At 53.1% G+C, this 26,813-nt stretch carries 15 protein-coding genes and 2 pseudogenes; 6 read left to right on the forward strand and 11 right to left on the reverse strand.

The window, feature by feature from the left end; genetic code table 11:
* Nucleotides 1–93: 93 nt before the first annotated feature.
* Together HED64_RS18685 and HED64_RS18690 are read left to right on the forward strand one after the other, a co-directional pair.
* The gene (locus tag HED64_RS18685) at nt 94–1,281 is read left to right on the forward strand and encodes a sensor histidine kinase (protein WP_168153461.1); all 1,188 of its coding nucleotides are present in this window, start codon (nt 94–96) and stop codon (nt 1,279–1,281) included.
* 5 nt (nt 1,282–1,286) lie between these two features.
* Entirely contained in the window at nt 1,287–1,976 is a 690-nt protein-coding gene (locus HED64_RS18690) for a response regulator (protein WP_168153462.1), read from the forward strand.
* Nucleotides 1,977–2,112: 136 nt separating this feature from the next.
* Here HED64_RS18690 and wecB read toward each other — a convergent pair whose 3' ends face one another.
* The 5 genes from wecB to HED64_RS18715 form a co-directional block, all read right to left on the reverse strand.
* Nucleotides 2,113–3,297, reverse strand: coding sequence for a non-hydrolyzing UDP-N-acetylglucosamine 2-epimerase (wecB, locus tag HED64_RS18695; RefSeq protein WP_168153463.1), 1,185 nt, complete (start codon nt 3,295–3,297; stop codon nt 2,113–2,115).
* 54 nt (nt 3,298–3,351) lie between these two features.
* On the reverse strand, nt 3,352–4,584 hold the full coding sequence (wecC, locus tag HED64_RS18700; protein WP_168153464.1) for a UDP-N-acetyl-D-mannosamine dehydrogenase: 1,233 nt from the start codon (nt 4,582–4,584) through the stop codon (nt 3,352–3,354).
* Nucleotides 4,585–4,704: 120 nt separating this feature from the next.
* The gene (locus HED64_RS18705; protein WP_168153465.1) at nt 4,705–6,495 is read right to left on the reverse strand and encodes a glycosyltransferase family 4 protein; all 1,791 of its coding nucleotides are present in this window, start codon (nt 6,493–6,495) and stop codon (nt 4,705–4,707) included.
* On the reverse strand, nt 6,482–7,702 hold the full coding sequence (locus HED64_RS18710; protein WP_168153466.1) for a glycosyltransferase family 4 protein: 1,221 nt from the start codon (nt 7,700–7,702) through the stop codon (nt 6,482–6,484). The genes HED64_RS18705 and HED64_RS18710 overlap by 14 nt, the downstream gene beginning before the upstream one ends.
* Before the next feature lie 123 nt (nt 7,703–7,825).
* Nucleotides 7,826–9,595 (reverse strand): glycosyltransferase family protein, encoded by a 1,770-nt coding sequence (locus HED64_RS18715; protein WP_245326096.1) that lies wholly within the window; start codon nt 9,593–9,595, stop codon nt 7,826–7,828.
* A gap of 1,193 nt (nt 9,596–10,788) precedes the next feature.
* Between HED64_RS18715 and HED64_RS18720 the strand changes: the two genes are divergently transcribed.
* Nucleotides 10,789–12,336 (forward strand): PQQ-binding-like beta-propeller repeat protein, encoded by a 1,548-nt coding sequence (locus HED64_RS18720; RefSeq protein WP_168153468.1) that lies wholly within the window; start codon nt 10,789–10,791, stop codon nt 12,334–12,336.
* A gap of 396 nt (nt 12,337–12,732) precedes the next feature.
* On the opposite strand, the gene HED64_RS18725 is transcribed toward HED64_RS18720, so the two are convergent.
* From HED64_RS18725 to HED64_RS18740, 4 genes are all read right to left on the reverse strand, one after another.
* The gene (locus HED64_RS18725) at nt 12,733–17,745 is read right to left on the reverse strand and encodes a glycosyltransferase (RefSeq protein ID WP_168153469.1); all 5,013 of its coding nucleotides are present in this window, start codon (nt 17,743–17,745) and stop codon (nt 12,733–12,735) included.
* A complete protein-coding gene (locus HED64_RS18730) occupies nt 17,742–18,317 on the reverse strand; it encodes a hypothetical protein (protein ID WP_168153470.1) in 576 nt (191 codons plus the stop codon). The genes HED64_RS18725 and HED64_RS18730 overlap by 4 nt, the downstream gene beginning before the upstream one ends.
* The gene (locus HED64_RS18735) at nt 18,317–20,134 is read right to left on the reverse strand and encodes a glycosyltransferase family 4 protein (RefSeq protein ID WP_168153471.1); all 1,818 of its coding nucleotides are present in this window, start codon (nt 20,132–20,134) and stop codon (nt 18,317–18,319) included. Before HED64_RS18735 ends, HED64_RS18730 begins: the two co-directional genes overlap by 1 nt.
* A 99-nt stretch (nt 20,135–20,233) precedes the next feature.
* Entirely contained in the window at nt 20,234–20,641 is a 408-nt protein-coding gene (locus HED64_RS18740) for a hypothetical protein (protein ID WP_168153472.1), read from the reverse strand.
* Nucleotides 20,642–21,049: 408 nt separating this feature from the next.
* Between HED64_RS18740 and HED64_RS18745 the strand changes: the two genes are divergently transcribed.
* Nucleotides 21,050–21,223, forward strand: coding sequence for a hypothetical protein (locus HED64_RS18745; protein WP_168153473.1), 174 nt, complete (start codon nt 21,050–21,052; stop codon nt 21,221–21,223).
* 1,017 nt (nt 21,224–22,240) lie between these two features.
* Here HED64_RS18745 and HED64_RS18750 read toward each other — a convergent pair.
* Together HED64_RS18750 and HED64_RS20215 are read right to left on the reverse strand one after the other, a co-directional pair.
* Nucleotides 22,241–22,798 carry an acyltransferase gene (locus HED64_RS18750; protein WP_168153474.1) on the reverse strand — a complete coding sequence of 186 codons (558 nt, stop codon included), beginning with the start codon at nt 22,796–22,798 and terminating at the stop codon, nt 22,241–22,243.
* A 4-nt stretch (nt 22,799–22,802) separates the two neighbouring features.
* A complete protein-coding gene (locus tag HED64_RS20215; protein WP_168153475.1) occupies nt 22,803–24,308 on the reverse strand; it encodes a hypothetical protein in 1,506 nt (501 codons plus the stop codon).
* 662 nt (nt 24,309–24,970) lie between these two features.
* On the opposite strand from HED64_RS20215, the pseudogene HED64_RS20295 reads away from it, so the two are divergent.
* Both HED64_RS20295 and HED64_RS18760 read left to right on the forward strand, forming a co-directional pair.
* Nucleotides 24,971–25,150 (forward strand): annotated as a pseudogene (locus HED64_RS20295) (ATP-binding protein); the annotation flags it as partial.
* Between the two features lie 587 nt (nt 25,151–25,737).
* A pseudogene (locus HED64_RS18760) lies at nt 25,738–26,813 on the forward strand (integrase core domain-containing protein); the annotation flags it as partial.

Consider the following 26,813-nt stretch of genomic DNA (forward strand, 5'->3'; position numbering starts at 1 on the left):
TCTAAATCTCATGCCTTGGCATGAGGAACCGCGTGACAATTCACCGTAGGCTTGTTGCGAGAGACGCCTCCAAGATTTTTACCCAGGAAACGAATGACGCCGCACCGCACAATAGACAAATGGATTCGAGAGCATCCAGCCAAGATGGACCTCATCTTCGGGCTTTTTATTTTTCTCGTCTTTGGCGTGATATCGGGAGTCGCTTTCTCTGCCAATGGATACGGTTATTTCGCCGCTGTCCTGGCCCTTGCCCAAACCTTTCCGCTCATTTGGCGTCGAAAACATCTAGGTTTCGTCGCAACAGTGATTGTGCTTGCTCATCTACTCCAAGTTCTCACTATGGATCAGATGATGCCCTCGCAGGTCGCCGTTCCGATCACCGTGTATACGCTGGCCGCCTACGGCAAACGATGGCAGTCAATGGTGGGTCTATCGGCAGGATTTGTGGGAGCGCTTTTAGGCAGCTTCCGCTACTCATATTTAGCTGGTTCACAATCGCTGTATGAGACCGTTGCCTCTTTTGTTGGCCTAGGATTGGTAGTTCTCGTCGCTTGGACGTTCGGGGATCTGGTCCGCACCCGCCGCTTGACGATGCAGACACTGGAAGATCGGGCCCGTCGATTAGAAATTGAGCGGGAACAAGAACGTTTGCTCGCTGCTGCCGATGAACGCAGCCACATAGCTAGAGAAATGCATGACATAGTGGCCCATTCCCTATCGGTGATCATTACACAGTCCGACGGAGCTCGCTATGCCAGTGAACAAGATCCTCACATCGCGCGAGAAACTCTTGCCACCATTTCGCAAACAGGCCGTGAATCCTTGCGAGAGATGCGTCGGTTGCTCGGTGTCTTGCGAAGTGATGACGAAGCATCCACCCACCCCCTGCCGACGCTCACTGACATTCCCGACCTCTTGGAAGCCACCCGAAAAATCGGCCTCCAAATCATATTTGAACAGGATGGAAGCGCCCGACGGCAACTTCCCGCCGGTGCAGAACTCACCGCATACCGAGCAATGCAGGAGGCACTCACAAACGTTCTCAAGCATGCCGGCCCAGAAACCACCGTGAGAGTGACCCTTCATTGGGATAACCGGGGATTCAACCTGCAGGTCTCTGACAATGGACGGGGCGCCGGGGCGCTAACGTCGGCTGATGCCGGCCAAGGACTAAGAGGCATGATCGAACGCGTTGCACTTTATGAAGGCCGCGTTGATGCAGGACCACAGGCCGGCGGCGGCTTTCGCGTAAACGTATTTATCCCCTACACCGAGGAATAAGAGACTTGCCTAAAGATAATCCCATCCGGGTTGCACTCGTCGATGATCAGCTTTTAGTTAGAAGTGGATTCAGGATGCTCATCAATTCACAAGCCGACTTAGAGGTCGTTGCCGAGGCCTCAAATGGTCGAGAAGCTATCTCGTCCTTGGCCCTTGCCTCCTCGGATGTCATTCTCATGGATGTCCGAATGCCCGAAATGAATGGGATCGAAACTACCGAACATTTACTGGCAGGGAAAACGAAAGACGTTCCTGGACCAAAAATCATCGTCCTCACCACATTCGATCTTGATGAGTACGCACTATCGGCAATTAGGGCTGGTGCTAGTGGCTTTCTTCTTAAAGACACTCCCCCGGAAGAACTCTTGGACTCGATCCGGACAGTGCACCGTGGTGATGCCGTCATAGCCCCTTCAACCACTCGCAGGCTCCTGGACCACGTCGCGCCCATGCTACGCAGTACGACGCTCCCAGACAGTGCTCACGTAAAAGCGGTAGAATCCTTGACCCGACGAGAACATGAAGTGTTTTCACTCATCGCCAACGGCAGATCAAATCCCGAAATCGCAACCGCGCTCTTTCTATCCGAAGCCACCGTCAAAACTCATGTTGGTCATATTTTGGCCAAACTCAGCGCGCGCGATCGTGTTCAGGCGGTTGTCATTGCCTATGAAACCGGAATCGTCACCCCGTAAAACCCTCCTTAGGTACACATTGGACGCTCAGTCAGTATGGTTGCTCGTCTATCACTTCATAGGTGGGGAGCAAAGCGAAAGGCCTTGGTCCCAAACAGTACGTTTGGGACCAAGGCCTTGAACTATCGAGCCGTGCTTAGAGGCTTGTAGCCTTTACCAGACTGTCCTCGGACGCTAAGTTCGAATCGAAGTCATCCAATCGAGTACCAACGCCAAGCAACTCGGCAATAGCCGCAACCGTACGAACGGCAGCTTTACCATCCCCGTAGGGGTTGGTGGCCAAGGCCATTTTTTCGTATTCCTGAACGTCGTTGAGCAACAGTTCGACAGACTCAAAGATCGTCTCTTCGTCGGTGCCGATGAGCTTCACGGTACCCGCAACAACGGCTTCGGGGCGTTCTGTGTTTTCGCGCATGACGAGCACCGGCTTCCCCAAGCTCGGAGCTTCTTCCTGGACTCCGCCTGAGTCGGTCAAGACGATGTTCGCGGCAGCAATCAAACGAGTGAATTCACCGTAGGCCAAAGGCTCGGTCAAGGTGATGTTTGAGATGCCATCGATTTCCGGCAGCAACGCTTCGCGCACTGCCGGGTTACGGTGCAGCGGCAAAATGAATTCAACGTCGGTTTCGATGGCTGCCAGACGCGCCAGTGCTCGACCAATACCGCGCATGGGCTCGCCCTGGTTTTCGCGCCTGTGGGTGGTCACCAAAACGATCTTGCGGCCTGAAGCAACCAACGCTTCAAGCTGAGGATCACCGAACGGAACATTCTTTTCAACGACTGCGAACAACGCGTCGATAACCGTGTTACCGGTGACCGAGATCGTCTTCGGATCGATCGTCTCATTGATCAGGTTCAGCTGGCTCAGGCTTGTCGGCGCGAGGTGCAGACTTGCGATCTGAGAAGTCATCTTGCGGTTCGCCTCTTCAGGGAACGGCGAGAAGATGTCATAGCTACGCAGTCCGGCTTCAGCGTGGATCACTGGGATTCCCCGGTAGAAGGCCGCGATGGCACCAGCTGTGGACGTCGTGGTGTCTCCCTGGACAACCACGGCATCCGGCTTTTCCTTCTCGAAGATCTCGTCAAGACCATTGATCGTCTTGGTGAGCAACGAGTTCAACGTCTGTCGCGGCTGAATGACATCCAAATCATAGTCAGGAGTGATGTCAAAGAGCTCATTCACCTGATCAAGCATTTCCCGATGCTGACCGGTGACGGTCACTACGCAATCAAAGAGCTCGGAATCCTTCAGAGCCTTAACAATCGGCGCCACCTTGATGGCTTCTGGCCGAGTGCCGTAAATCGGCATAATTTTCTTCACGATTACCTATCCGTTGGGGCGAGTGATGATGTGGATGGAAGTAACTCCATCAGACTAGCGCCAAAGACCGCGAGTATCGATAACATCCTTGCCGGCCAATGCGGTTGCCGGTACTGCCTTGAACTGATCGTGATCGACCAATACCACCACGGTGGAGGCGCTATCCAGGCCTTCTTCGGTGGTAACGAGGCGCACATTGTTGATGCCAGTCAGTGACTTAGGCATCTCTTCAATGTGCGGCTCGACCAACAAGAATTCAACGTCAGCTGCCTTTTCGGCCAGCGAACGGGCAATCGCGATCGACGGCGATTCACGAAGATCGTCGATGTTGGCCTTGAAAGCCAAGCCCAAAACGGCAACTTTGCCATTGAAGCCCGGAGTTTGGGTCGACTCAATAACCTTGTCAACGACCCAGAAAGGCTTCGCATCATTGGTTTCGCGTGCCTGACGAATCAGCTTGGATTCTTCCGGGGCAGCAGAAACGATGAACCAAGGATCTACGGCGATGCAATGTCCGCCAACGCCTGGTCCAGGCTGCAGAATGTTGACGCGTGGGTGGTGATTGGCCAGCTCGATGAGTTCCCAGACGTCGATACCGATCTTGTCTGAGATCACCGACAGTTCGTTGGCAAAGGCGATATTGACGTCGCGGAAGGAATTCTCGACGAGCTTGGCCATTTCGGCAGTCGTCGCATCCGTGACAAGAATTTCGGCTTCGCAGAAGACGCTATAAAGATCCTTAGCCATCTGAGCTGCAACTGGGGTGATGCCACCGACGATGCGATCATTGGTGACGAGCTCTTCCATGACACGGCCGGGCAGGACTCGCTCGGGGCAGTGAGCAATGTGCAGTGTCGAGGCATCCAAATCTGGACGAGCAGCAAGCAAGCGATCGGCCATGTGCTGAGTGGCACCTGGAGGTGAAGTCGATTCCAAGATGACGAGCTCGTTGCCGCGAAGCTTCGGGGCGATCTTGTCGGCGGCAGCCTCAATGTAGGAGAGATCTGCAGTGTGGTCGGCGTTGAACGGAGTCGGAACAGCCACGATGTATGCGTCGGCTTCCGGCGTCTCGAAGCTGGCGGTCAAAGTACCGTTGGCCACGGCAGCGGCGACAAAGTCACCCAAGGCCGGCTCAACAAACGGAACCTCTCCACGGTTAACAGCTTCTACGGTGCGTGGCGTTACGTCGACGCCCTTGACGATGATGCCTTTGGAGGCAAGGATCGCTGCAGTCGGCAGACCGATGTAGCCAAGTCCAACTACGGCAACTTCTTTGATACTCGTCACTATGACGTTTCCCCTTGGTTCGAATGGACGCACCGCAGCGGGGCGTATTTACCCAGCTGTGGCACTGAAGTTCAGGAGGCTACGATTCGTAACCTCGTTCAGAATACTGCATTTGTCCATTCATTGCAGTTTGTGGATGATTTTTGCATACGTTGCCGAGAGCATATTTGCGTTTGCAGACCATGTCCGTTCAGCAAGCATTTTCTGCCGACCCGCGGCACCCATCATCGCTCTCGTTGATGGGTCTCCCAGCAAACTCTCAATGGCTTCTGCTAAAGAATGGAACTCATCCGGTTGCACCAATAGCCCCGTCTCCCCCTGCACCACCAGTTCACGCAGTGCTGGCAAATCCGCGGCAATGACCGGGACTTCGCAGGCTAACGCCTCGACAGGCTTCAGTGGGGTCACCGCTTGCGTGACAGAAAGGTCCCTCCGAGGAACAACAAATATGTCCAATGCGCAGTGGTACGTGCGTGCATCGTCCCGAGGTACCCGACCGGGGAAGATGCAATACTCAGAAATGCCGAGACTCTTGCTTAATTCCTTGAGATTGTTAGCTTCAACACCACTACCGACTATTAAGACACGAAGACGAGGATTGTTAGGGATAAGCTCCGCCGCGGCCATGATCAAAAGATCAAGACCTTCATATGCAACCAAGCTACTGACCGTTCCCACATATTGGTGCTCCGTGGCAAGACCCAACATTTCCCGGGCTTTGACCCGTTCAATCGGTGCTTCAAGAAATGCGTCACCAATCGCATTTGGTGCAATCGAGATCTTGGAGCTGTCAACACCCTGTCGTACTAATTCGGCCTTCATCGTCTGACCTAACGTCAGCACGTGGGTCGCTCGCGATGCCACAAAAGCTTCACGTTCCTTGAACAACACGTAGCGCTGCGAGGTCTTCGCGCCTTCGGGACGAGTTGAGGCCCAAGTATCAGCCAACTGCCCTCGCACCTCATATACCCATGGCAAGCCGTGGGCTTCGGCAACGCTCATAACAGCGAGAGCATTGGAAAAGTCGGTGGTGGTGTGCAGTACGCTGGGGCGCATCCGAAACACAGCTTCTTCCAAGGCATCTGCCTGCTGTTGGATTTTTGATCGCATGTCCGACCGGTATTTGGCAGGCAGTATCCGTCGATACGGAATGCCGTCGACGATGTCTTGCTCTTTCGCCCGAATTTTTCCGACGGATAATGGGTATCCAGCGCGTGTAAGAACTTCGATCTTCCATCCGGCATCTCGGAGGGAGGTCATGATCGAATGTGACCGCTGAGCATAGCCGCTGCCCGTGTGTGGCAGTGAGTTCGTCAAGAAGTGAAGAGCGCTCTGGCCGCCTAATACTTGGCGCTTAGCTTCCTTTGGTCGTGCGGTTGTCGGCAGCTCACCCTGAAAGACAAGAAGTTCGCTTTGGTAATGACGAAGCTGCTTGCTGGGCCCACGCCCGAGATCCGACAGAATATCGATGGCTCTCTGCATATCCCCTAAGTACCAGGCGTGCCGGGCGCGCGCCCGGGACAACGCGACACTCGACGAAGCTCCGCCTCGTAGGACATGCGAAGCGCTCTGCGCGTCGCCGATCGCGATCGCCATATCGCAGAGACGGGCTACGGTTCGATCCGTTAACTTCTGAGGATCCAATTGCAGAAGGTAGGTGCCGAGCTCCGTGGTCTTCCCAGAAAGTAGCAATCCTAGGGCTTTGCAAATAATCGCTCGTTTGGGAATAACCCTCGCCAAGGCCGAAGAACCGCGCGACAGTAAATTGGAGTCAATACGTCGTGCGACTTGTAGGAAAAAGTAGCTGGGGTCATCACGGAGGTTGTCGAGGACAATCCGGGAAATGATCAAACCGTTTCTCGCCATGCGAGGCTGTGCGTTGTATTGATCAGTCGGTTCAGTGGCCATCATTATTTGTACCCCGTGCAGCGATGCCGCGTATCAATTCCACGTATTTTTGGCCCAGCTTTTCCAATGAGGCCTTTTCGAAGACCCAATCACGACCAGTCGAACCGACGTTTAGCTTCTGTCTATTCGCGCTTAATTCGCGCCATAAATCTGCAATGTGGTTAGGATCGTGATCGACGATATCGCCGGCATCCGCATCGCTGATAATTTGTGCTGCTTCACCCTTGACTATTCCGGTGATGTGACAGCCCAAAGATAGAAGTTCATAGATCTTGGATGGGACGGTGTGGTTAAAACTGGCCCAATCGTCTCTCAGACTCACAACACACGTGTCGGCCCACTGGTAATGAGATCGAAGAGCTTCACCTCGCACCGGTTCTTGGAAATCAACGTCTGCCTCGATCTTCTGAGCAAATAGCCGCAAGCGCTCGTTCGCAGTTCCTGCACCCACGATGCGAACCTTGACGTGTTCGGAAACCATCGTTGACGCCAGAATTACAGATTCGAGCCCTTGACTTTCCCCCAGATTCCCGAGGTAAAGCACGTGAAGCTTTGAGTCGGTGCGTTCAGGCGCAGCGGGCAGCGGTTCAAAGTTTCTGGTGCTGATTCCATTGTGGATGGTATGAACAGCACGAACCCCATCTCGAGTAAGAATTTGCGCGAACCCATCTGTCACCGTCACGACCATGGTGGCCCGACGTTGAACAAACCGAACACCCCACTGGGCCAGTCTTGTTAGCCACTTCCAACGCAGGATCCGCGAATCGGAAATTAGTTCGGGCCAAGCGTCCCGCATTTCTAGAAGTAGCGGTCGATTAAACAACTTTGCCACTAAATAACCGATGAACATCGTCGGTAGAGCCGGAACTGTGGCAATAACTACGTTAGGCCGGGCCTGCAACAACGCTCGAGGAAGCATCAGCGCTCCATCAAGGGCATTTTTGAGAATCTTGCCAGTAATGCGCCGTGACTTCTTCATAGAGGCGTATCCGCGGATGTATTCACCATGCGAACCCACCTCGACCGAACCCAACAGCCGCCGTTTCGACTCGCCCTCACCGATCGGTCCACTCCGAGGTGTTACCACCTGGACATTCCATCCTGCATTACGCATAACAAAGACGAAGGAATCCCAGCGACGCTGCGGAGGAGAAACTTCCGGTGAATAGGAATGGGTCAGCAAAAGAACGCGTATGGCCCCCACTGACATAATTCACCTAACTCGACGAGCGACCTCGCCCTATTGATCAATCAATTGTACGCCATAGTGGATTGAGCATTTTTTAGGTGCACTTATGCCCAAAATTGGAAGTAGGCGCGTGGTTTCTAGAAGTCAGAACATGATGTGCTGTTCGTTCAGCCCGAACGATGACACGACCCCGGTAGCCAACAGTTCGGATTCTTCGACGGACCAGGTGTGGCCATCGCCTTGCGAAGATCGCATTTGGACGAAGTTGAAGCGGTCCGCCGAATAAATCGAACCACCAGCCTCGACAACTCGCCGCAAGAAGTTAGTGTCCTCTCCCCTACCGAGTTCGAGGAACGGGACTTCGAGCATTAATTCCCGAGTTGTAAAGATCGTTGGTCCCATCACCAAATCAGTAAATCGGTGTTCTCGCTCTTGGAACCGCAAAATCGTTGCGTTACGTTCGCCCAGATACATGTAGTGCGCCTGTTTACCGACGACGCTAGCCCCACTGTAGCGGTGGGCAGCTGCTTGGTCTTGAAGATAGTGGCTACCGTAAAGGTCGTCATCATCCATCTTGGTGACGTAATAGCCTGTCGCTGAACGAACTGCAAGGTTGAGGCAGCTTCCGAGCGAGGTCGACCGAGGTTGATGGAGCAGAATTAGCCTCCTGATTCCGGCCTCTTGGGCTTGATCCCGGAGCGTTTGTTCGTCCAGCTCGAACCCATGAGTCAGCAGTACCAATTCCACATCTACATTGGCTTGCTGACCCACGGTCGTCAGGATGTGCGCGATCTGCTGTGGCCGGATAGTAGACACCAACGCCGAGATGGTTGGCCTCTGAGTCATAGAGTTAGGTTCGGCAGTTTGCGTGCTGATCCCGGACGTTTTGAGTACCAGTTCGGCGCGATGTGCGTACGTATGTTCTTGCCAGATTCTTCGCTGCCCCAAGTGCACGGTCCGGTCACGCAATTCTTTGCTGCGCACCAAGGAACGAATAATGCTGGCCGAGTCTTTGCGGTTTCCGACTTCGATCACTTCCGACTTATCGAAAAACTCCGCAATCGCCCGACTGGGTGCAGTTACGACAGGCGTTCCTGATGCAGTAATTTCGAAGATTCTCCGCGCACACATGCTCGGCGAATCAATAACGGAATTGACGTTGAGGAACACTTTGTACGCTTTGTATGCAGTGAGCATCTTTTCGTATGGGAGGCTACCCACAACATGGTCTTTGAATGGTGCGGGGAATTGATAATTTTCGTCCCCTCCCAATTGCCGGGAAAAGATCTCCAGGCCGTACTCCATGGTCCCTGAAACGTCTAACGCGCCGGAGAGAAGCATGTTCATTTGTTCACGGCGTTCCGGAAATTTGTGAGCGAAGTACATTCCTGCGAAAGCGACGTCTCGCGCATGGAACCCGATTTTCGGTCGAATGGGATTATGGACTGCAGGCTGCGCAGCGAAACTCAAAGTTCCAATACGGTCATGACCTAGGTCATTTACGTACCGCTCGATCTGTGTCGAATCGGAAGTGTAAACATAATCAAAGAGTCGAGCCGAATCCAAGAAGTCCAGATAATGGGGAGGATCTTCTTTGTTCCAAAAAACTGTTGGAATATCTTGAGATTTACACCAAGTCACCAGATCAACAAGTGCCGGCCGTGGAGCCGAAGTTCCAGTCAAGTGGTAGGCCCATGCTTTCCCATTGCCGGCCCACGCAGACTCGACGAAAAGCATTTCTATCGGAGCTTCTGCGAGTTGCTGCTGCCAAGCATCTGGCGTCAAGGCAAGACAGTCCCACTCGTAGCCCCAAGCCTGCATCGAAAAATCATCCAAGATGACTCCGACCCGGATTCTTGACTGGGTGGATGCTGCAACATTCGGTTGGAGCGGAGGAAAATCCAGCTGGTCCATTCCAGATTGGAGCCTACTGACACGCTTTGCACCTATATCGCTCGCACCGTTTAGGGCCATGTTGCGTTGCCGACGTTTCCAACGGACAACCTGTGCCGGTCCACCTTGTCGCAAATGCCAGAGCGCAGTCCGCAGGGTACTAATGGTTGTTCCTTTCCTACAGGCAGAGACCTGCGACCATCCAAAATTCGTTGATACTATCCGTCGCACCTATCCTATTCCATCACCTATGGGTAGCGTCCAAGGACACTGAATTCATGCTCTTGAGGTGGTCTCAAAGTGCGCTTCGCCCTTGGGATCCGCCTGTCCAGTGAGTCAGGACGCAAGGAACAAGCTCGCTTTCAGCACGAACTAGTCCATAATTCTCGCCCATCCCGATTTGACAGAGCATTCCGCTCACGTGCATGTGAGATTCGACATTCCCAGCAACGGCGCCCGCAAATTCACCAGCTTCGACTGCTAGTCTCAAAACTAATCCAGCACCATCCATGATCCACTGGAGTCTATCCGTGCCTCAAGATCCGCAGAACAGGCCACAGGGACTGACCCGCCGCGGTCTTCTTTCCCTCGCTGCTTTGGCCGCCGGCGGTATTGCAGTATCACCCCTCTCATGGCCCGTGGGAAACATGACTTCTGGTCAGAAGGCTCCGGCGCCAAGTTCGGAACCCAATCCCACTCCACTACCCGGACCGCAAGCCTTTCGATCCCGGGACCCATTATTAACCTCGCCCTTGGTGCGCGCACCAAACACCCGCGGTGCGATTTTGCATTACCCAACGGCGTTCCCAGGTTTAAGTATTAAGTCCGTGATACCGCTTCCAGGGCTAACCAGCGCACCAATCCCATGGATGGCGGTTTCAATAGTAGGACCCGTCAACCAATTGCAGATCGTCAACCCCGAAGCCGGTGAGGCAGTACACGTGGTCAGTCTGTCTACGAGTAACAATGGTGGGATCGAGTCCCTCGTTTGGCATCGGGAACGAAAGACCCTCTATCTCACCACCGGTGGCAGCCTCCTGTACTGGAGCGCGTCCAGCCCCAAAGTAATACACACGATCGGCAAAGTACCTGGTGCCAAGGCGCTATACGAGTTGCAGATGGATTCAGTAGGTAACGTTTGGGGTGGAGCCTACCCCAACGGATCAACTTTCACCTACAATCTGGCAAACAAAAAAATCCAAGTACACTCGCGCATGGCACCAGACACCGATTACGTCCGCAGCTTGGCTATTGGTCCGGGCGATACCATATGGGCGGGCACCGGTTCCCTAAACCCCCGTCTGTTCACCTTTCCCGCAAAGCAGCCATCACAACGCACCGAGATCCAATTGCCGAATCCAATGGAAAACGGTTTCGTCTCCTCCATCAAAATTCTCGGAAATCGCGTCGTCGTGAGCGCCAGCAATGTCCAAGCCGTGCTGTTGCTTGACCCAGTAACGAGAAAGTGGGCCGGCTCATCGGACCGCGTCTGGACCTACCGGCGGGCCTCCATGGAAGTCCAAACCAACGAGCGCACCTACACCATGACTGAGGGGTTCCTCTACGCGACGGACACGATGTCGTGGACGGACACCAGGCTGGGCCCGATCGGGACCGAGTCACCCCTCGCGCTGTACTCCACCGCCAAGTCCGTGATTGTGGTCAGCGAGGTCCCCACCGGCCTGCGCCTCGAGTTCTTTAACCTGGCCAGCGGATCCGTGGACAAGGTACACACGTTCGCACTCACCGACGGTGAATTCACGATCCAATCGCTCATGGGGCACTCCGACGGAAAGGTCTATGTGGGCGGTTTTATGGGACATGGACTCGCCGCCATCGATCCGGACACCGGAGCCCGCTGGCGCTCCCCCGATGGCGAGGATCTTGTCAACCAGGTCGAGGGGATGATCGAGTTCGACGCGACACGCAGCTACATCGGCTCGTACGGCTCTGCGGACATCATCAGCGTGGACAGCCGGAAGAAGAACAAACCCGATGGATACGAAAGGCTGTCACGGCTTGGCTACACGTACCACCAGTCTCGGCCGTTTGGTTGGGCGGTCAATTCCCGCAATGTGTTCTTCGGTACTGTGCCCGATTACGGCCGTTCCGGCGGTGTGCTGGGCATGATCGACCCGGAAACTAACAAGATCGCTTGGGTTCTTGACGGCGGCGGAGTGGGCTTCGTGGAGGCCCACTCTATCATTGGGCTCGCCGCCGATGATCGATACGTCTACGGGACCTCCTCGGTGCGCAATGGCTACGGCATCCCGGACACTGAGGGTCCAGCCAACATCTTCAAGCTTGAGATCGCAACGAAAAAGAAGGTTTGGGAAACCGCACCTGTCGTCTCTTCTGGCGCTTTGTACGCACCCAAGCTCATTGCAGGTTGGCTGGTGGTGGCCGACATTGAAGGCATCAATATCATCGACCCGACCAATGGGAAACTGGCGGCACGGCATCGGCTGACGGATGCACATAACGCCGACAGACGCGCGGGCTGGGCCCTCGCCGACATCGCCAAAGTGGGTGACGGATCCAAAATCGTGCACAGTGCCGAGAGAACCATTACGGTTGTGGATTTCCGCGTTGGCACCAAGGCCACCATCGGGGACCCAAATGGCAGATACAAGTTCGGTAGCCGGCTCACTGCAACGCCATCCGGCAGAGTCTTTGGGCAGACGGATAATACCGTTCTGGTGGAGCTGGACATATTCTCCGGCCCCGACACAGCACTCACCACGCGCAAGCCCGGCGACTAATGAAGCAAAGACAATCGGCATCGGTGGCGACCTCACCGAGCAAGTCGTCGAACACAGCTTTTGGAAAGTCCAGCAAACCCCATGGCACACATCCCCGGATGATATGTGATCTCCCAGTGGCAAATATGCCTATGTGGTACGCCGACTCCGCGTAATGGGCAACGAGTTGGTAGCGCCCACTCCGGGCAGGCATACCAAATTGCCAGAACATCACTACTTTCTGAGGCTATTCAGCAGTTGGCTCCGGATCGTCGCAGTTCCGGAGCCATCCACAAGGCAAATGACGTCCTTACATATGGGTAATCAGAGCGTCACAAGCACCTAACCTCCGTGCCATTTCCCCGGCTTGCATTGGCGACGGGCACTGGAGGTTATGGTTTCATTCGGTGAATGAGGTTATGGTTCCATTCGGTGAATCCGGACTCGTCGACCAACCGTCATCGTTTCTGGCCTTTCGATTCCGCGCTTCAATTGAGCAACGAGTGGCTTCAACACCGTACTATCGATCAAACTGTAGTTACGGAAAGTGTTAAGAACGCGCTGAAGTTCATCTTGATCAACTATTTCCTCGACAAAGCGCTTGATGAATCCAAGTTGCCCCGTCATCAAGTAGTCGATCGCACCGCGACCAGCCTTGGAAGTGCTTTGATTGCGTGTTTCCGCTAGGGATCTCAACACCTCAAGACGTTCCTCAACCATAAACTTGAAATCCTCATCGCGGCGCGAAATTGAGTTCGATCTTAGAACTCGCATATACGACGAATCCTCGATTTCCGCGGCTGAAGTTACAAACACCCCATCCAATCGCAGTAGCTGCGCCATAAACGCAACGTCTTCACCGCTTCGCAGACTTGGGTCATAGGAACATTCACGCAGAAGTACGGTTGGCAAGAGCTTGGCACCATTCATACCTAGAGCACCGGCTCTTTGAAACAGTGGAAGAACCCGACCATTGAGCTCCTTCACCCGACTGCTTGTAGGAGTCATCCTATTGACCTCACGAGTAGATTCATCAACGTCTGATAGCCGACCCAGGACGACGGTTAAGTCTGAGCTGCGAGCATACAAGGCCAGCAGGAAGTTCGACTCCAAGAAATCATCATCATCAACAAAAGTGGTGAATTCCCTGGTGGCAAGTGAAATGCCAGCATTTCGGGCATTCGCCACCCCCGCTAGGGATTGAGGAGCAACCACCAAATCGCGGAGTCCATGGGTCGCTGCCCAAGTTTCGACTACAGAGACCGTCCCATCTTCCGGACCATTCGGGATAACGATCAACTGAATAAGCGACTTAGGTAGCGTCTGCAGCGCAAGCGATTCCAACAAGACTGGTAGGCGGCTCGCTCCCATGTATGTCGCCAAAACTATAGAGATACCCTTGGTTTCAAACTCTCGTAAAGATCGCGGTTCTAACGTTGCTGGTCCCTGAGAACTGGGAACTCGATCGAGCGTATACATCCCATTCTCGTCATCGTGGACAGATAGCTTTTGATTGCCGGATGCAGAAGTCAGCACATCTACGGAACTACTATTCGAAACTCGAATCAGCGAAATTAGATCACGAAGAAGAACCGCGTCAAGGCTGAGGTTTACATCAGTTCGCACAACAGTTCGACCCAGCGTTAATATCCGATCGCTAGATTGCGACGCAGCTATCACGTCATTCATTGGAACTGATTTCTTGTGAGTCGCCACAAGTCCAGCAGAGCGCATCAAGTAGGTGGCGAAATCATGTGCCGTACGGCCTTGCGCCAGTTCAAAGCAGTTCGTCCATAAAGCCCTGATCTTATTCTCGGATGTCCCATGCTGCTCGTACTTGACGACATCGTATTCAGCACGAGGCTGCTTCGTGTCGTTCCACCGATTGTCCAGAGGCCATGCTGCCAGGTAGGGCTGGCCCTCTAAGAGTGCCGAGGCACGATCGTTACCCTCAATTGCCGAGTCGTAGCAGACCGAAACATCTGGTGTCGACGGGACAAGGATCGATGGGACAACTGGCCACACCTTTGTCCCCGATACATTGACAGTGACCTGGTTCGAGTTTGGATTGAGGCGCATATAGGAAACAAGAGATTTTCTGTCGTTTGATGCCACCACATCACATTTGCGGGCCAGCTCTTTGCCGACAGCCAAAGTCGACGGATCCGACGACGAAACGAAAATCGTCCGAATTCCCATACCTCGAGCCCGCGCGATAGCGTCTTTTGCCAGCTTAAGATTCTTCGCGTTCATGAGCTCCGAAGAACTTGTATGTTTAGTACTAGCGAGGTCTTCTACAGACTTGCCAAAGCCGAAGATCAGAGCGTCCGGAACCGCCTCTAAACATTCTCCAAGTCCAGAAGGAGTAGATAGGACGACATCACCAACCGAGCGCAGACTGTCCGCTAGAGGTTCATCACCCACGTAGACAATGCGAAGCAACGGAGTGTTTTTATTTGATTTCTTTTCAAATGACGCATGAAGATCATGTATCCGAGATAGAGAAATCTCGTCAATTATGGACATTCCGGCGGACAGAGCAAATTCGATTCCGTCGAACTCTTCCTGCGATATAATTCCGTCAGAATTCCTTAATACCGATTGATATATAGCATGAACAGGATCATCATTTACAATCTCATTAAATCTGGACATGAAACGTAATGAACCAGAGTCGGTAGCCGGCTGCCATACAAACGGAATTCCAATACGCCTCGCCGCAAGCAAGGTGGCCAGCGATTCGACGAGTCCCCCGGTAGAGATTGCCAGCGAAACACCAAGGTTCCTGAATTCCGAGCCAAGTTCAGACGCTACCTGAGACACGAAATAGTTCATTCGAAGACTGCCATCAAACCTAATATCCCGAACAAAAGTCTCCGTCACACTCGAAACATCTCCGCCTCGACATGTATCTGCTCCCGGGCTCGGAAGGCTTACGCCAAAGGTGAACTCTTCAACTCCCGGGCCTGTCAAGATCGGTTTGTCCAGCATCACTCCACTGTAGTGACCAACTACGCGGGCTACTCGCCCCACGCTTGGCTGATAGACAGATCCTGCCGAACGAGCAGGGATTACGGTTTCGAGGCCCAGTGATGCTTGATATACACCGCGAACCCAGTGTTCCCACTGTTTCAACTCACCTGAGTCATTCGCAGTGATCTTGATATTTTCATCGAGTAAAGAAATTGCCGTTGAATACTCATTCTGGAGCCACGCCTCCCGCACGGAACTTACAAGCGTAGCAGCGGTACCAGTCTGCGCATGCGTTTCGATAAGCGATTCGAGGTCGCTCGCAGACCAGCCGCGCTCGCTGAGCGCCGAACCTAATTCTACCGATTCTTCGAGCACGAGTTGAAGCCAGGCACTATTAACCGTCGACCTAGAGTACTTCGCGGAGAACTGCTGAACCCTTTGCGATCTTTCCAAAAGACCTTGCCGGTGGCGTACCGTCTCTAGAATGAAATTGGCAGCGTCATGTGTCGCGCCAAAGACGTGGTCCTTCGGGAAGATATCGGAAGCGCCTTCTCGATTCCAAACAATCGGCATCGTCCCGCTGGCCATGCCTTCAACCGGAGCTAGGTGAAACGTCTCCCGATAGCTCGGCGACAGCATCCAGCCGATTTTCCGGAACCAGCCGGCCATATCTGGGCCAAATCCCTCAAAGGCTATGTGGGAACGAAGTACCTCGCTTTCGCCGATGCGTGAATAAAAATCACGGTAGGCAGCTTGATGCGCCTGCTTTTTCCATTCCCAGGCGTAGTCCCAAGGGCTATGCCCCCTCAAATGGAGAACAAATCGGTCGTCCTCCTTGATAAGCATTTCCAGCAGATCGAGGGCGCGGTCAGGACGCTTCAGAATCGGCACAAGCCCCGCCATACCCAAATGAAACTCTGAACCGGGAAGCTTAGGGCGAACTAGATCGGCAAAATCGATCGTGTTAGAGATGACCGATGTTTTAGATTCTTTCCACCCCTTCGATTCAATTGCCTTTTGACGATAGAATTCTGAAACGAAAACCACTTTATCGACCTGTTGGAAATCCAACTGATCGAACCACGGCTGAAGCAGTTCGTAGCCATGCAGACGCACAATCAGACGTTGGCCTGGTATCTTATTGCGGGAGTACCAAATGGCATTAAAACTCGAAAACTCACAGATTACGACTTCTGCCCAATCGCGGAAGGGCCTACTTTGCTCGGGGTTAGGATGACTGTTATTTTCCCACAAGTCAATCCGCAGGTCGATCGACGAGGAGTCATTTAGAAGTTCAACTAAATCACCCGCAAACTTGAAATCAGCCCCAGCCAGTACAACTCGAGTTGGACGTTGGGCACCCCTTGCTCGAGACTGCGAACCAAATGCGTCTAGAAGCCTGACATTGTTCTTGTTGTTTGCCGCCTCTATCAAATCCACGGAAAACCCCAAGGCATCGAGCTCGCAAATCGGATCAATCGCTACCGACTCGGTCCGTTCAAGAATTTGCATAAATCGCGCCACCGAAATCGGAACAATCCCACGCGCAGTAAAGTCAGATACCAAAAATTCCACGACCCAGGGCTCAACGCCGTGGTCCGGGATCAAGCCAAGCGCATTCCCATGGTAGCGATCCTGCGCGCCGGAATCCCTGAACTGAAGCCCAGGAATTGCGGATAGGACTGCCGTTTCCCGCGCAGTTTGCAAGGAGCTCCAAAGCTCCGCACTTCCATCAAAAAACATCGCAAAGTGCGACTCAGTCGATTTTGCAGCTTCAGAGATCAATTCAAGATCTCCAACGTATTCCCGAGGATCTATCATTCCTGGAAGGAAAACGGCCAACTCGCTTGAATGGTCAAATGGGAAACCAGAGAGCCTCGTCAGATCGATAGGATCACACATGAGAGGCAAATACGTACGACCGTTAGCTTGTGGCGTGGTGGCCTCAAGCAAGGATCGCTTTTCCTCGCTAAAAACAAAAACTTTTCTAGCACCACCGAAAAGCGATTCGACCAACGAAGTGTTTGTCCAAGCGCTACGATCAAAGTCGATCGTAAAATCATCAACAACGGCCCAGAACTTGTTGGATAGTCGTTTACCGCCGGCAATTCCACGGCTAACAGTCCACCCGAAGCCAATTACTACATCGAATTCTTCCGCTACGCCATAGTTAATGGCCAAAAGCGCAAGTGCGCGACCACGTTCCTTGGCATTGTCAGCCACAATCGGGAGAATAGTAATGAAATCAGAATCTAAACGACCATATTCCGCTGGTAGATCAGCCAAAGAACCGCAAGGGTGCAATAGAGTTATTTCAGCTCCGCGCATGGAGAACTGTGCAATTTGCGATGCCACCCATTGACGATAGGTGGCCACATTCGTCGATTCCTCGTCTACCACACAGAGGATCCTCTTGTTCGCAAGTACTAATTCACTAATCTGCTGCAGTGAGCTCATTCCATACCCTCAAAATCAAAACGTCGGCTTACTGCGGCTTCGATAACTTTGAACTCAATATTCATAGGAGCGCCTTCCTCAAAATCATCGAACATCAGGTAAGGAAATGTGACGTCACAGGCACTCTTTATACGAATGACCGAAAATGTGTCAATCTCTGGACTATCGAGAAACCAAACTGGAATTCCATTATTCCGCGCATATCGGCACAGCTCATACACTTCTTCGCGCAATCGTATTCCAGATTCCGTTTCGATTCCTAACCAAGGACCGGCTGTAAATCCAGAACGATCAATAATCACAATCCCGGGAAAATCAGTGGGCAAGGTCTGAAAACTGTCACCTGGTATAGCAGCCTTGAATGAAATATCCTGCCGAATCAATTCATCACGAACTGTAGCTCCTACGACACCATACAACTTCACATCGTTCGGACTAAGTTGTGGCTTCTGGTTCAAAAGTCTAGAAAGAGTAAGTCCAATATTGTTTTCAGCTACCGTAGGCGTCGATGCCCGGCCGATCTTTGCGAGTACACTTTCGAGTCCAGCCCGACTAGGACTTAGTGAGGTCATTATTCACTCCCAAGCTTCTGAATTATAATCTTTTTTAATTCATTCACTATCGCTACAATTTCACCCAACGGGGTTTTTACAGTTGCTGGTTTCCCAGCAAGACTACTTCCTTCTTCTACGAATGCCCACGAAGCAGCAACTGATCCCGCATAGTCGCTCCATTTCGAGGGAAGATAAGGATTCACAGCGTGATGTTCTCCCGATCGAGCGTCGTTTACTAAAAGATAGTCAAATTTTTTCGTAATACTTAAGAATTTCAAATATGGTAGTGAACCATTAAGGTGAACCTGATCTTCAAGCCCATAGGCGCCCACACCACTGATTGCCCGATCGACTAGATCATCGTAAGCTTTGGCAGACATTCCTCTGGGCCGAGCCCCGGATGCACCCACTGGTATGTAGTTCGTAAATACATGCAAGTGGACCTTGCCACGAATAGCTTTTGGTAGCATACGAATCGCCGTAGTCACTTCGGTCAATCCACGAGTGGCATAGAACTCGCCGAAGTAAGCCAGGTTCACCACTGAGGGGTCAACGACGTAGTCGATTTCTTCGGCGTCGTAGAATGCACTCGGTAGAGTCGGATGATTACTGACCTCCGCAATGGCCGCGACACGATCACGCAATTTGTTACTGTAGATGTGTTCCAACATCACAGATTGCTGATGATGATTGGTAAATATGATTCGGTCTGCACCAGCGTATGCAATGATCTCAGCAATCGAAAAAATTGTTCTGTAGGCTTCTGGGACCGAACCGAATTCTGCTTCCACATCGACCAAAAGTTCGAGGAGGAACTTGTCATCGGGCAGCTCTCCACCACGCGCCAAACCTTCCACGTCCAGCGACAATGGATCCGAGAATTCTGCAACCCAATCAAGGTCAGGGAACTCTCTCTTGATCAAGGATCCTGCGTAATGCGAAGGGGCCCACATCGTTCGCGTGTATAGGTAATCGTAATTACGGCCATTTTTGACTCGATCTACAGCTATTCGTTTCGCCTTAATAGCGAAAGCCTTGAAAGAATCCCATGTGGACCACGATGGAGCCATGGGCAAGAATTGCTTCGTAACGACATAGGGTGCTGCAATGCGCTCAATTGTGTTGTCGATTTTTTTACGATTCGCAAAACTGCAAGAAATTACGTCAAACAGGTCTCCGCTTTCACGGATGCGTTTCGATGCTACGACGGCTCCCGTATCTGTGTATGGCGAAAAATTGTAGAGAACTGCCAGTGCGTTAGGTGCCGTTTGCAAATGATCCCAATTGACTTCAACATTGGGTGCGGTAGAAACAACGTCATTGAATCTAATACGTTGCTCTCTTGAGCAACCGTCAATATATCCTCGTCCCTCTTCATAGAGGGCGTTCGAAAGCGTCTTGTAGAGCTCCACTGACGAAGCGGTGACCAGGCTACGTACACGATCCAAAGATCTAAGATCCGTCACGAATTGTTCAGCTAATGTCACAACATCTTGGCGTTCAGCGATCCGTAACTCGGAACTTTTGGAGAGAGCTGGCGATGTTGGCTCAACTTTTAACCTTGTCGCGCGCAGATAAAGCTCAACGGCCAGGAATCTGTGCCGGTCGTAGATTGGTGATGGAACGTGCTCCTGGGCCTCCTCGCTCAGGTCGCAAAGAATCTTTCCTGCACGGGCTTCAGCAAGCCCTGCATTAGCCATGAGGATTTCTAGTGCTAATTCGGGTTCAGGTTCGTTTCGATCACGACACGAACTGCCGTATTCTTGCATTTGGTCGTCATCAAGGATGGTCAGGCTGCTCCGATAGCCGCAAACCTCAAACGTCTTAGAACCCATGATTCTCTCCATTTATGTCTGCCCGAGTATTCACGCGCCGTCTGAACTTGACAACGCCAAGATAATGTTCTAAGGGCGGAAGAATTAGTCGAATCATCGTCAGTGGCGGGAAGAAGATTGCAATACCGCCGAAATCTGCGCCTGCAAGAAACGAATCTCCTCTACGGTTTTGAGATGGAGTTCACGAGCTAGTGGGCTCTGTTCTCGTGCCAAATTGCTTATGGCAAGCTCCAACCGTTTGGCTGCGTCGTCTACGCCCTTTGTGGACACTGTCTGGGGCGCCATTTTGATTGCCCGTAGCTCTTGACGCATGATGGTTCGCGTATCATTCATCGCAAGCCTCTGTCGAGCGATCAAAGACGACCAGCCAAGCAAAATTCCCAGAGCAATGAAGCATACTGCGGCATTCAGACTATAAAAAGCGATCGTAGCTGCTAGTAGCACGACGATAACCGTCGCAACAGCCGTGAACTTCCAAATTGCCATCCATACCTTTATTTGTGACATGCAAGCTCCCTGTCTCTCATCCGTAAGTACCCGTCGAGTATATCTATCAATTTGCGGGCAATGCGAATTTGGAACGTCAGGCAAAATACGATGCACTGGGAGGGTTCGCTGTGGGGATGAGCAAGATACTTCGACTTTGAACATGCGTGTCGTGAGAAACAGCAAAGGACCGCTCCACTCTTGCTGTTATCAGCGTCCAAAATGCTTCCAGCCAGTCGATTTCCTTCCTAGAACTGCTTCGCCCTCAAAAAGTCACTATTGAACACGGTCTCGCGTTGGTGGGACCAGTCTTAGTAGAAGTTTCAGAGTTGACTTTCCCGGGTTTACAGACTGTGGACTAATGGGGCGGCCTCAAGAACGTCCGCAACTGAAGCGTCCCTGATTTGATGCCCCTGTCTTTTTGAGAGAATGGCGAATATTCCCAAGAAATACGCCGCCGGAGCCGGAGCCCTTGCCATACGGATGGTCGTTGAAACGCTTTCCGATCATCCTTCCGACATCGCAGCTTGCAAGGTGCTGGCGCCGAAGCTCGATGTCGGCGCCGAATCGCTGTGTGTGCGTCGATGGGTACTTCAAGCCTAGGTCGCCGCCGGTGAGCAGGACGGCCCAACGACTTCTGAACCTGACGTGTCGAATCAGTTGGTGGCCGAAAAGCGGGATCGGAAGGAAGCGAACGAGAGCCTGAGCGCAACCTGAGTTTTCTTCGCGAGAGAGCTCGACCCTCGCCACCGCTAATCTGCCGGTTAGTTGGCGAACGACGGGCCGAAGGTCATGTCGTCCCCTTCTCCTCTACAGCTGGCAAGACGATCTACCTCACCGATCCCGGCACCGCAGGAAAACACCTGATCGCGTATGATTCCGGCTGGAGAAACATCTCAAGCCGGCTCATCAGCCGATGGACTGGAACCGTTCGCGTCCGTCGCCTCGGCAGAACGGTCAAAGAATCCTTCGGAGCGCTAGCGGCAGCAGCCACGAATCCCACTGCGATCAATCTCCCTGGGACCTTCTAATACGTAAACGCGGATGCCGTCCGCGTAATAATCCACAACGCCGGAACCACATGGCGGAGAACCTATGGCAACAAATCGTTTACGGCAATCAGCATCTTGTCACACGTGGCTGACGATTCACTCTACGAATCGATCTCATGCATCACCGACTAAGCCCCGGCCGGCCTTCCCGGCACCGCAATCGGCGGAATCCCCAACTTCGAGGATCCACCTTGGCAGAGATGCGGCTGGATGACGCACTCAACCAAGACGGTGTTTAATCGCCCGAAGAGTGGGAGCTCAAGCAGGAACGCGCCCGGGAGCATAAGTACCTCCAAGATATGCGTCTCAGTGACTGGCCCGAAACACTGCCGGGGAAACTGTCTAACTTAATGTCGACTCAGGGTTTCCAAATTCGGTGGGCCCAGCTCTCGCCGCCAATAGTCAAGCACCACTTATCTATGTCAGAACATACCCGGCAATTTGCCGTCCATGTCCAGCTCAACCAAGAGGTCTTTGGCCCTCTCATGGCGACCTGCTTCGGACTCCTCTGATTCAATGTCCCCATAAAGGTCAGCCAGAATAGCGTCCTCGTCCGGGTTCGGGATGGTCAGTCGAGGTCCTTGATCTTCTTCGCCGGAACTCCGCCAACCATAGTGTTTGCAGGAATATCCTTTATCACCAGCGAACCCGCAGCAATGATGCACGATTCGCCCACGGTGACGCCACCCAAAATTGTCGAACCCGCACCAATCCAACTCCCGTCACCGATAAGTATTTCTGGGAAGGAGCCCGCACCTGCCCTTCTATCAGAGGTACCGACTTCGTGTGTGTCGCTGATGAACCGGCAGAAAGCGCCGATGTTGCAGTTCTTACCGATGTGAACGTTTGCTCGAATATAAGCGTCACGGTTGAAAGATGATCCAGAGCCGATACTGACTGGCCCAACGATCTCGGCTCCACGGCGAATTTGGACATTTTCACCGATAACGATGGGTTTCGCCTCAGAGGCGATCATGACCACAGTTGGGTGGATACGCGGGCGTGACCCGACAGTGGCTGCTGCCGGTCGCTTCCATGACTTTGACGGACGCAACTCGATGAGCTCTGCTTCTAGCTCTGTCGTTTTGCGTTCGAGTTCCGCAAGACGTTCTTCAATTGATGGCATGTTATTACGCCACGGATTCCGATGTAGGAAGCTGCTTGATGACCTTCGCCGGCACTCCGCCCGCGAGCGTGTTTGCAGGTACGTCCTTGTTGACGAGAGATCCTGCGGCGATCACTGCACCTGCACCAATGCTCACTTTGCCAACGATAGTGACGCTAGCCCCAATCCATACACCATCTCCAACGGTGATGGGGGTTCGAAGGTAGGGGCCTCCGCGCTTTGATTCTGGTCCCATTTCGTGACTGTCAGTGACGAATCTGACGAACGGCCCGACAAGCACATCATTTCCGATAGTCACTTCCGCACGAAGGTAAGACCCCTTGTTGAAGTAGCATCCTGTGCCGACCTTGATAGGTCCAATCCATTCGGCATCCCGAAGAATCTTGGTGTTCGCCCCTATCTCAATAGGGTTGGCATGCACATTGGCCATGAGCATCACGTTCGGGGCAATGTTTGCGCCTCTTCCGACTTGGCATCCTGGTGGAATGTGCGCGGTCTTAGTCCGGTTCATCCATTCGATCTGTTTGCGGAGGTCTTTATTGTCGGACTCAACTGATTCCAATCGAGATATGGCTACGGCAAGGCGGTTTTCTATTCTGGATATTTTGACTAGATCTTGTGCAACGGCCGATATTACCGGGGAATTGAACCCGAGCCGAGTGTGCTCGGCATCGATCGCTGCTGGATCAGTCAGTTGCGTGCAACCAGCCGAAATTGCTCCTGATGCCCATGAGTCAGCGTTGACCAGCGCCGAAAGGATTTCTGATATTTCGTACCCAGGGGGGGCAACATGACCATCTCCCCATTCTCCGAGTCGCCAGAATACGGATTCAGTAGGTGCCTGGGTAGTCAAGTACGGTAGCGCATGTGCCGAGTAGTATGGGTCGTCACTGGCGTTCTGCAAAAATACGACCGTATTCTTAGCAGGCCCAAGACGCGTTGGAATTATTTCGGAGATTTGTTCCGGTGTCATGCCAGGGAACAAAGTATCTGCGCTGAACTGGATATGAGTTGGAGGCGTCCACACACTGGTACGCGGGTTCATCACCATCGTTACCGACTCAGGAAATAGTGAGCCAAAGTGCAGTGCGGGGAAACCTCCCGCAGATGCACCGACAAACATGATCCGTCGCCCTTCGGAATACTTTCGCACGATTGCGGGGATGTCCCTATGGAACGGGTACCGTGCATCGCCCAGAGTCCACCCGGTGAGAATGTTCGTATCCAACGCAACCGACGGATCAGAAAAAGCGAGTAACGAGAAGCCGCTCTTGCGAGCGACACTCCGGCCGGAGAAGTACGGAAACGTGTTTTTGGAAACAAGGGCGGCTGAAAAGAAAACCAGCAAAACGTCACTGTTACGATCCTCGTAAAGCACGTCAATTCCGCGACCTCGCTCGTGGAAGGTGTGTATGCCCGATACGTTTTCAGAATCTATGAAGTCCGAAAGTGATTTATGAACATACGGCTTCACGTCCGCATAGGCACCGACCTTGCGTCCCCGTTTCACTGACGACCTGCAGAATGTCCGGCAGGCGGGGTGGGCACTAGGTTGCCGAGCACGAGCAATCCAAATTGCTCGGGAAATTCTTCTCGGCGCTTTTCGAGCTCAGTATGTTTGGAAACGTAAGCAGACATAACCGCAATTCTAACAAGGATCTTTCATCCTCCACCTGTTTGCAACACTAAGCGTTGACTGATAAAAAACCTCCGCGTAGACCCATACGTTGCCTCAAAAGAGAACCTCCGTTTCCGGCCTTCGGACTTTTAGCGTGGCGTCATCAAATAAGTATGGCTCTCGTCCATACGGAATTAAGGTTTTCTCTAGACATTCATAAAACCAACGACTACAAGCCGTGTATAACAAGACAGGCGCAGTTGATGCTCCGTCGAGTCTGTTCAACTTGATAACCATGTGGTGCTGAGTGTTGAAGTATCTGGTGATTCTCGCTCGGTTCTGATGCAGCCCCGCTATCCTGAAGCACCATGCCCAGTATGCGGGGTATTTTCTCACCTGATCCAAGACAGACCCGTGCACCGGATCAAGGACATAGCCTGCGGCGGCTAGGGCATGGAAGTGCTGGCGAAGATACGCCGGCAGGTCTGTCAGGAAGATGCCTGTCCCAAACGAACCTCCGTGCAGGTCACCGACCAGATACCGTTGCGGTCCAGGAGTTGGTGGAGCGCCACTATGGCGAGACGTCAACGGTGTTCTGCACCCAGTATTCGCAGAAAGACTGGCACCAGCGACTCGGTTCCGGTGTTCACGCGGACGTGATCATGGTCCGCACTATCCACAACACGGTCTGGGTCGAAACAGGCACCTACAACACGAGGGCGCACACTGCGCTTACAGGTGCGCAATCCAGGATGGAGGACACCAGTGGTTCCCAGCCACACCACCACTGGTACTCACTGGCACGATTGGTCGTGCTGAACCGCACGACTAGGTGTTGCTCAATGCATCAAATACTCTGCCCGCGACAGCGAACGTGGATTTGAGAGTTTACGACACTTTCACCACCCTGAATATGAGCACGGGAGAAGTCGCATGAACCCAATTACCGTCCAAGACCTCCTCGATGCGGGTAAGCATGCTTCCTTGAGCGGCAGCGTGTTGAGTGAACGGGCTGAGAAAGACACCCTGAAGCAACGTCAATACCTGCATGGGGTGCTAGTGGCCGAGTGCTGAATAGCGATAGAAGGTACCTCTGTTCTGGCTTGATGGCGTGTAACCTCGCAGCATCGTGGACACTGAATCTCACCACTTCGTAGACAATCAATCTCACAACTTTGTGTGTCCTGTCTCAGCACTTTGTGGACACGCGATCTCATGAGGTCCTGGACACCAGGTCTCGATACTTCGTGGACAGTTTCGAAGGTCGCTTTTTGGCAGATTCAAGACATGAACAAGCCCTTTTTCACCGCGCATACGCGCCATGATCATCAGCTACGACCCGACTCAACCAGACGCGCCAACGATCAGTGAATCCTGCAAGACCCAGAAAATATCGCGCAGCATCTTCTACCGGTTCCGGTCCCGTGCCGCCACCGAATCCGCGGCCGCACTCCACCCACGCTCCAGAGCCCCCCACCATCCTGCCCGACGCTACGGACCGGAGGTTATCAACCAACTGGTCCGCATCCGCAAGCAGCTCAAGAAAGATGGGTGGGACTAGGGACCGAAAACAATCCACTACGAAGCAACCATCCAAGACCAAGACAGCTTCCCCGGCGGAATGGTCCCCTCGATCGCGACGATTGCCCGACTATTATCTGGGGTCGGCCATGTTGACCGGAACCCACGCAAACGACAGAAATCCTCGTACCTGCCCTTTGTCCGATCAACGGCCATGACCTTGTGGCAGTTGGACGCCTTCGAATACCGCATCAGTGAGGGCAAAGTCCTCACCGTCTACCAGTTACTCGACGACGCGACCCGCTATGACGTCGGGTCTTGGGCTAATCAGCAACACGAGAACAGTCATGACGCGCATGATGTGCTCGCTCGGGCGAACACGTGCCACGGGGCGCCCAAGGAACTACTCAGCGATAATTCCAAGGCCTTCAACCAACTCCGAGGCGGCGGAATCGGGGCCGTGGAGGTCTTCCTCGCGTCCAAGGGGACCATGCCAATCAGTGGAATGCTAGGCCGTCCGACCACTCCGGGGAAGAATGAGCGCTCGCACCAAACCCTGCGACGATTCCTGGAAGCCAATAAACCACAGGATCTCACCGGCCCGCGCCGTCTCATCACCCGTTATCGCGAGCATTAAAACCGGCGCAAACCACACCAGTCGTTGAACCAATCGCCCCCCGAAATGGCGTGGCAGACGTTGGAACACACTCCGGCCACCGAGCCGATACATTTGTCCGTGCTGGAAGCGAAAGCTGCTGAATACTTGCAGAAACGCAAGCTGAAACACGTCACCCTAAGTACGGCGATCCTGACGGTATCCAAGACTGGAGAGCTGATGGATGATGGCCTGTTCCCAGAGCCGACTACGGGCTTGGC

Source organism: Paeniglutamicibacter terrestris (assembly GCF_012271785.1).
Taxonomy (GTDB): domain Bacteria; phylum Actinomycetota; class Actinomycetes; order Actinomycetales; family Micrococcaceae; genus Paeniglutamicibacter; species Paeniglutamicibacter terrestris.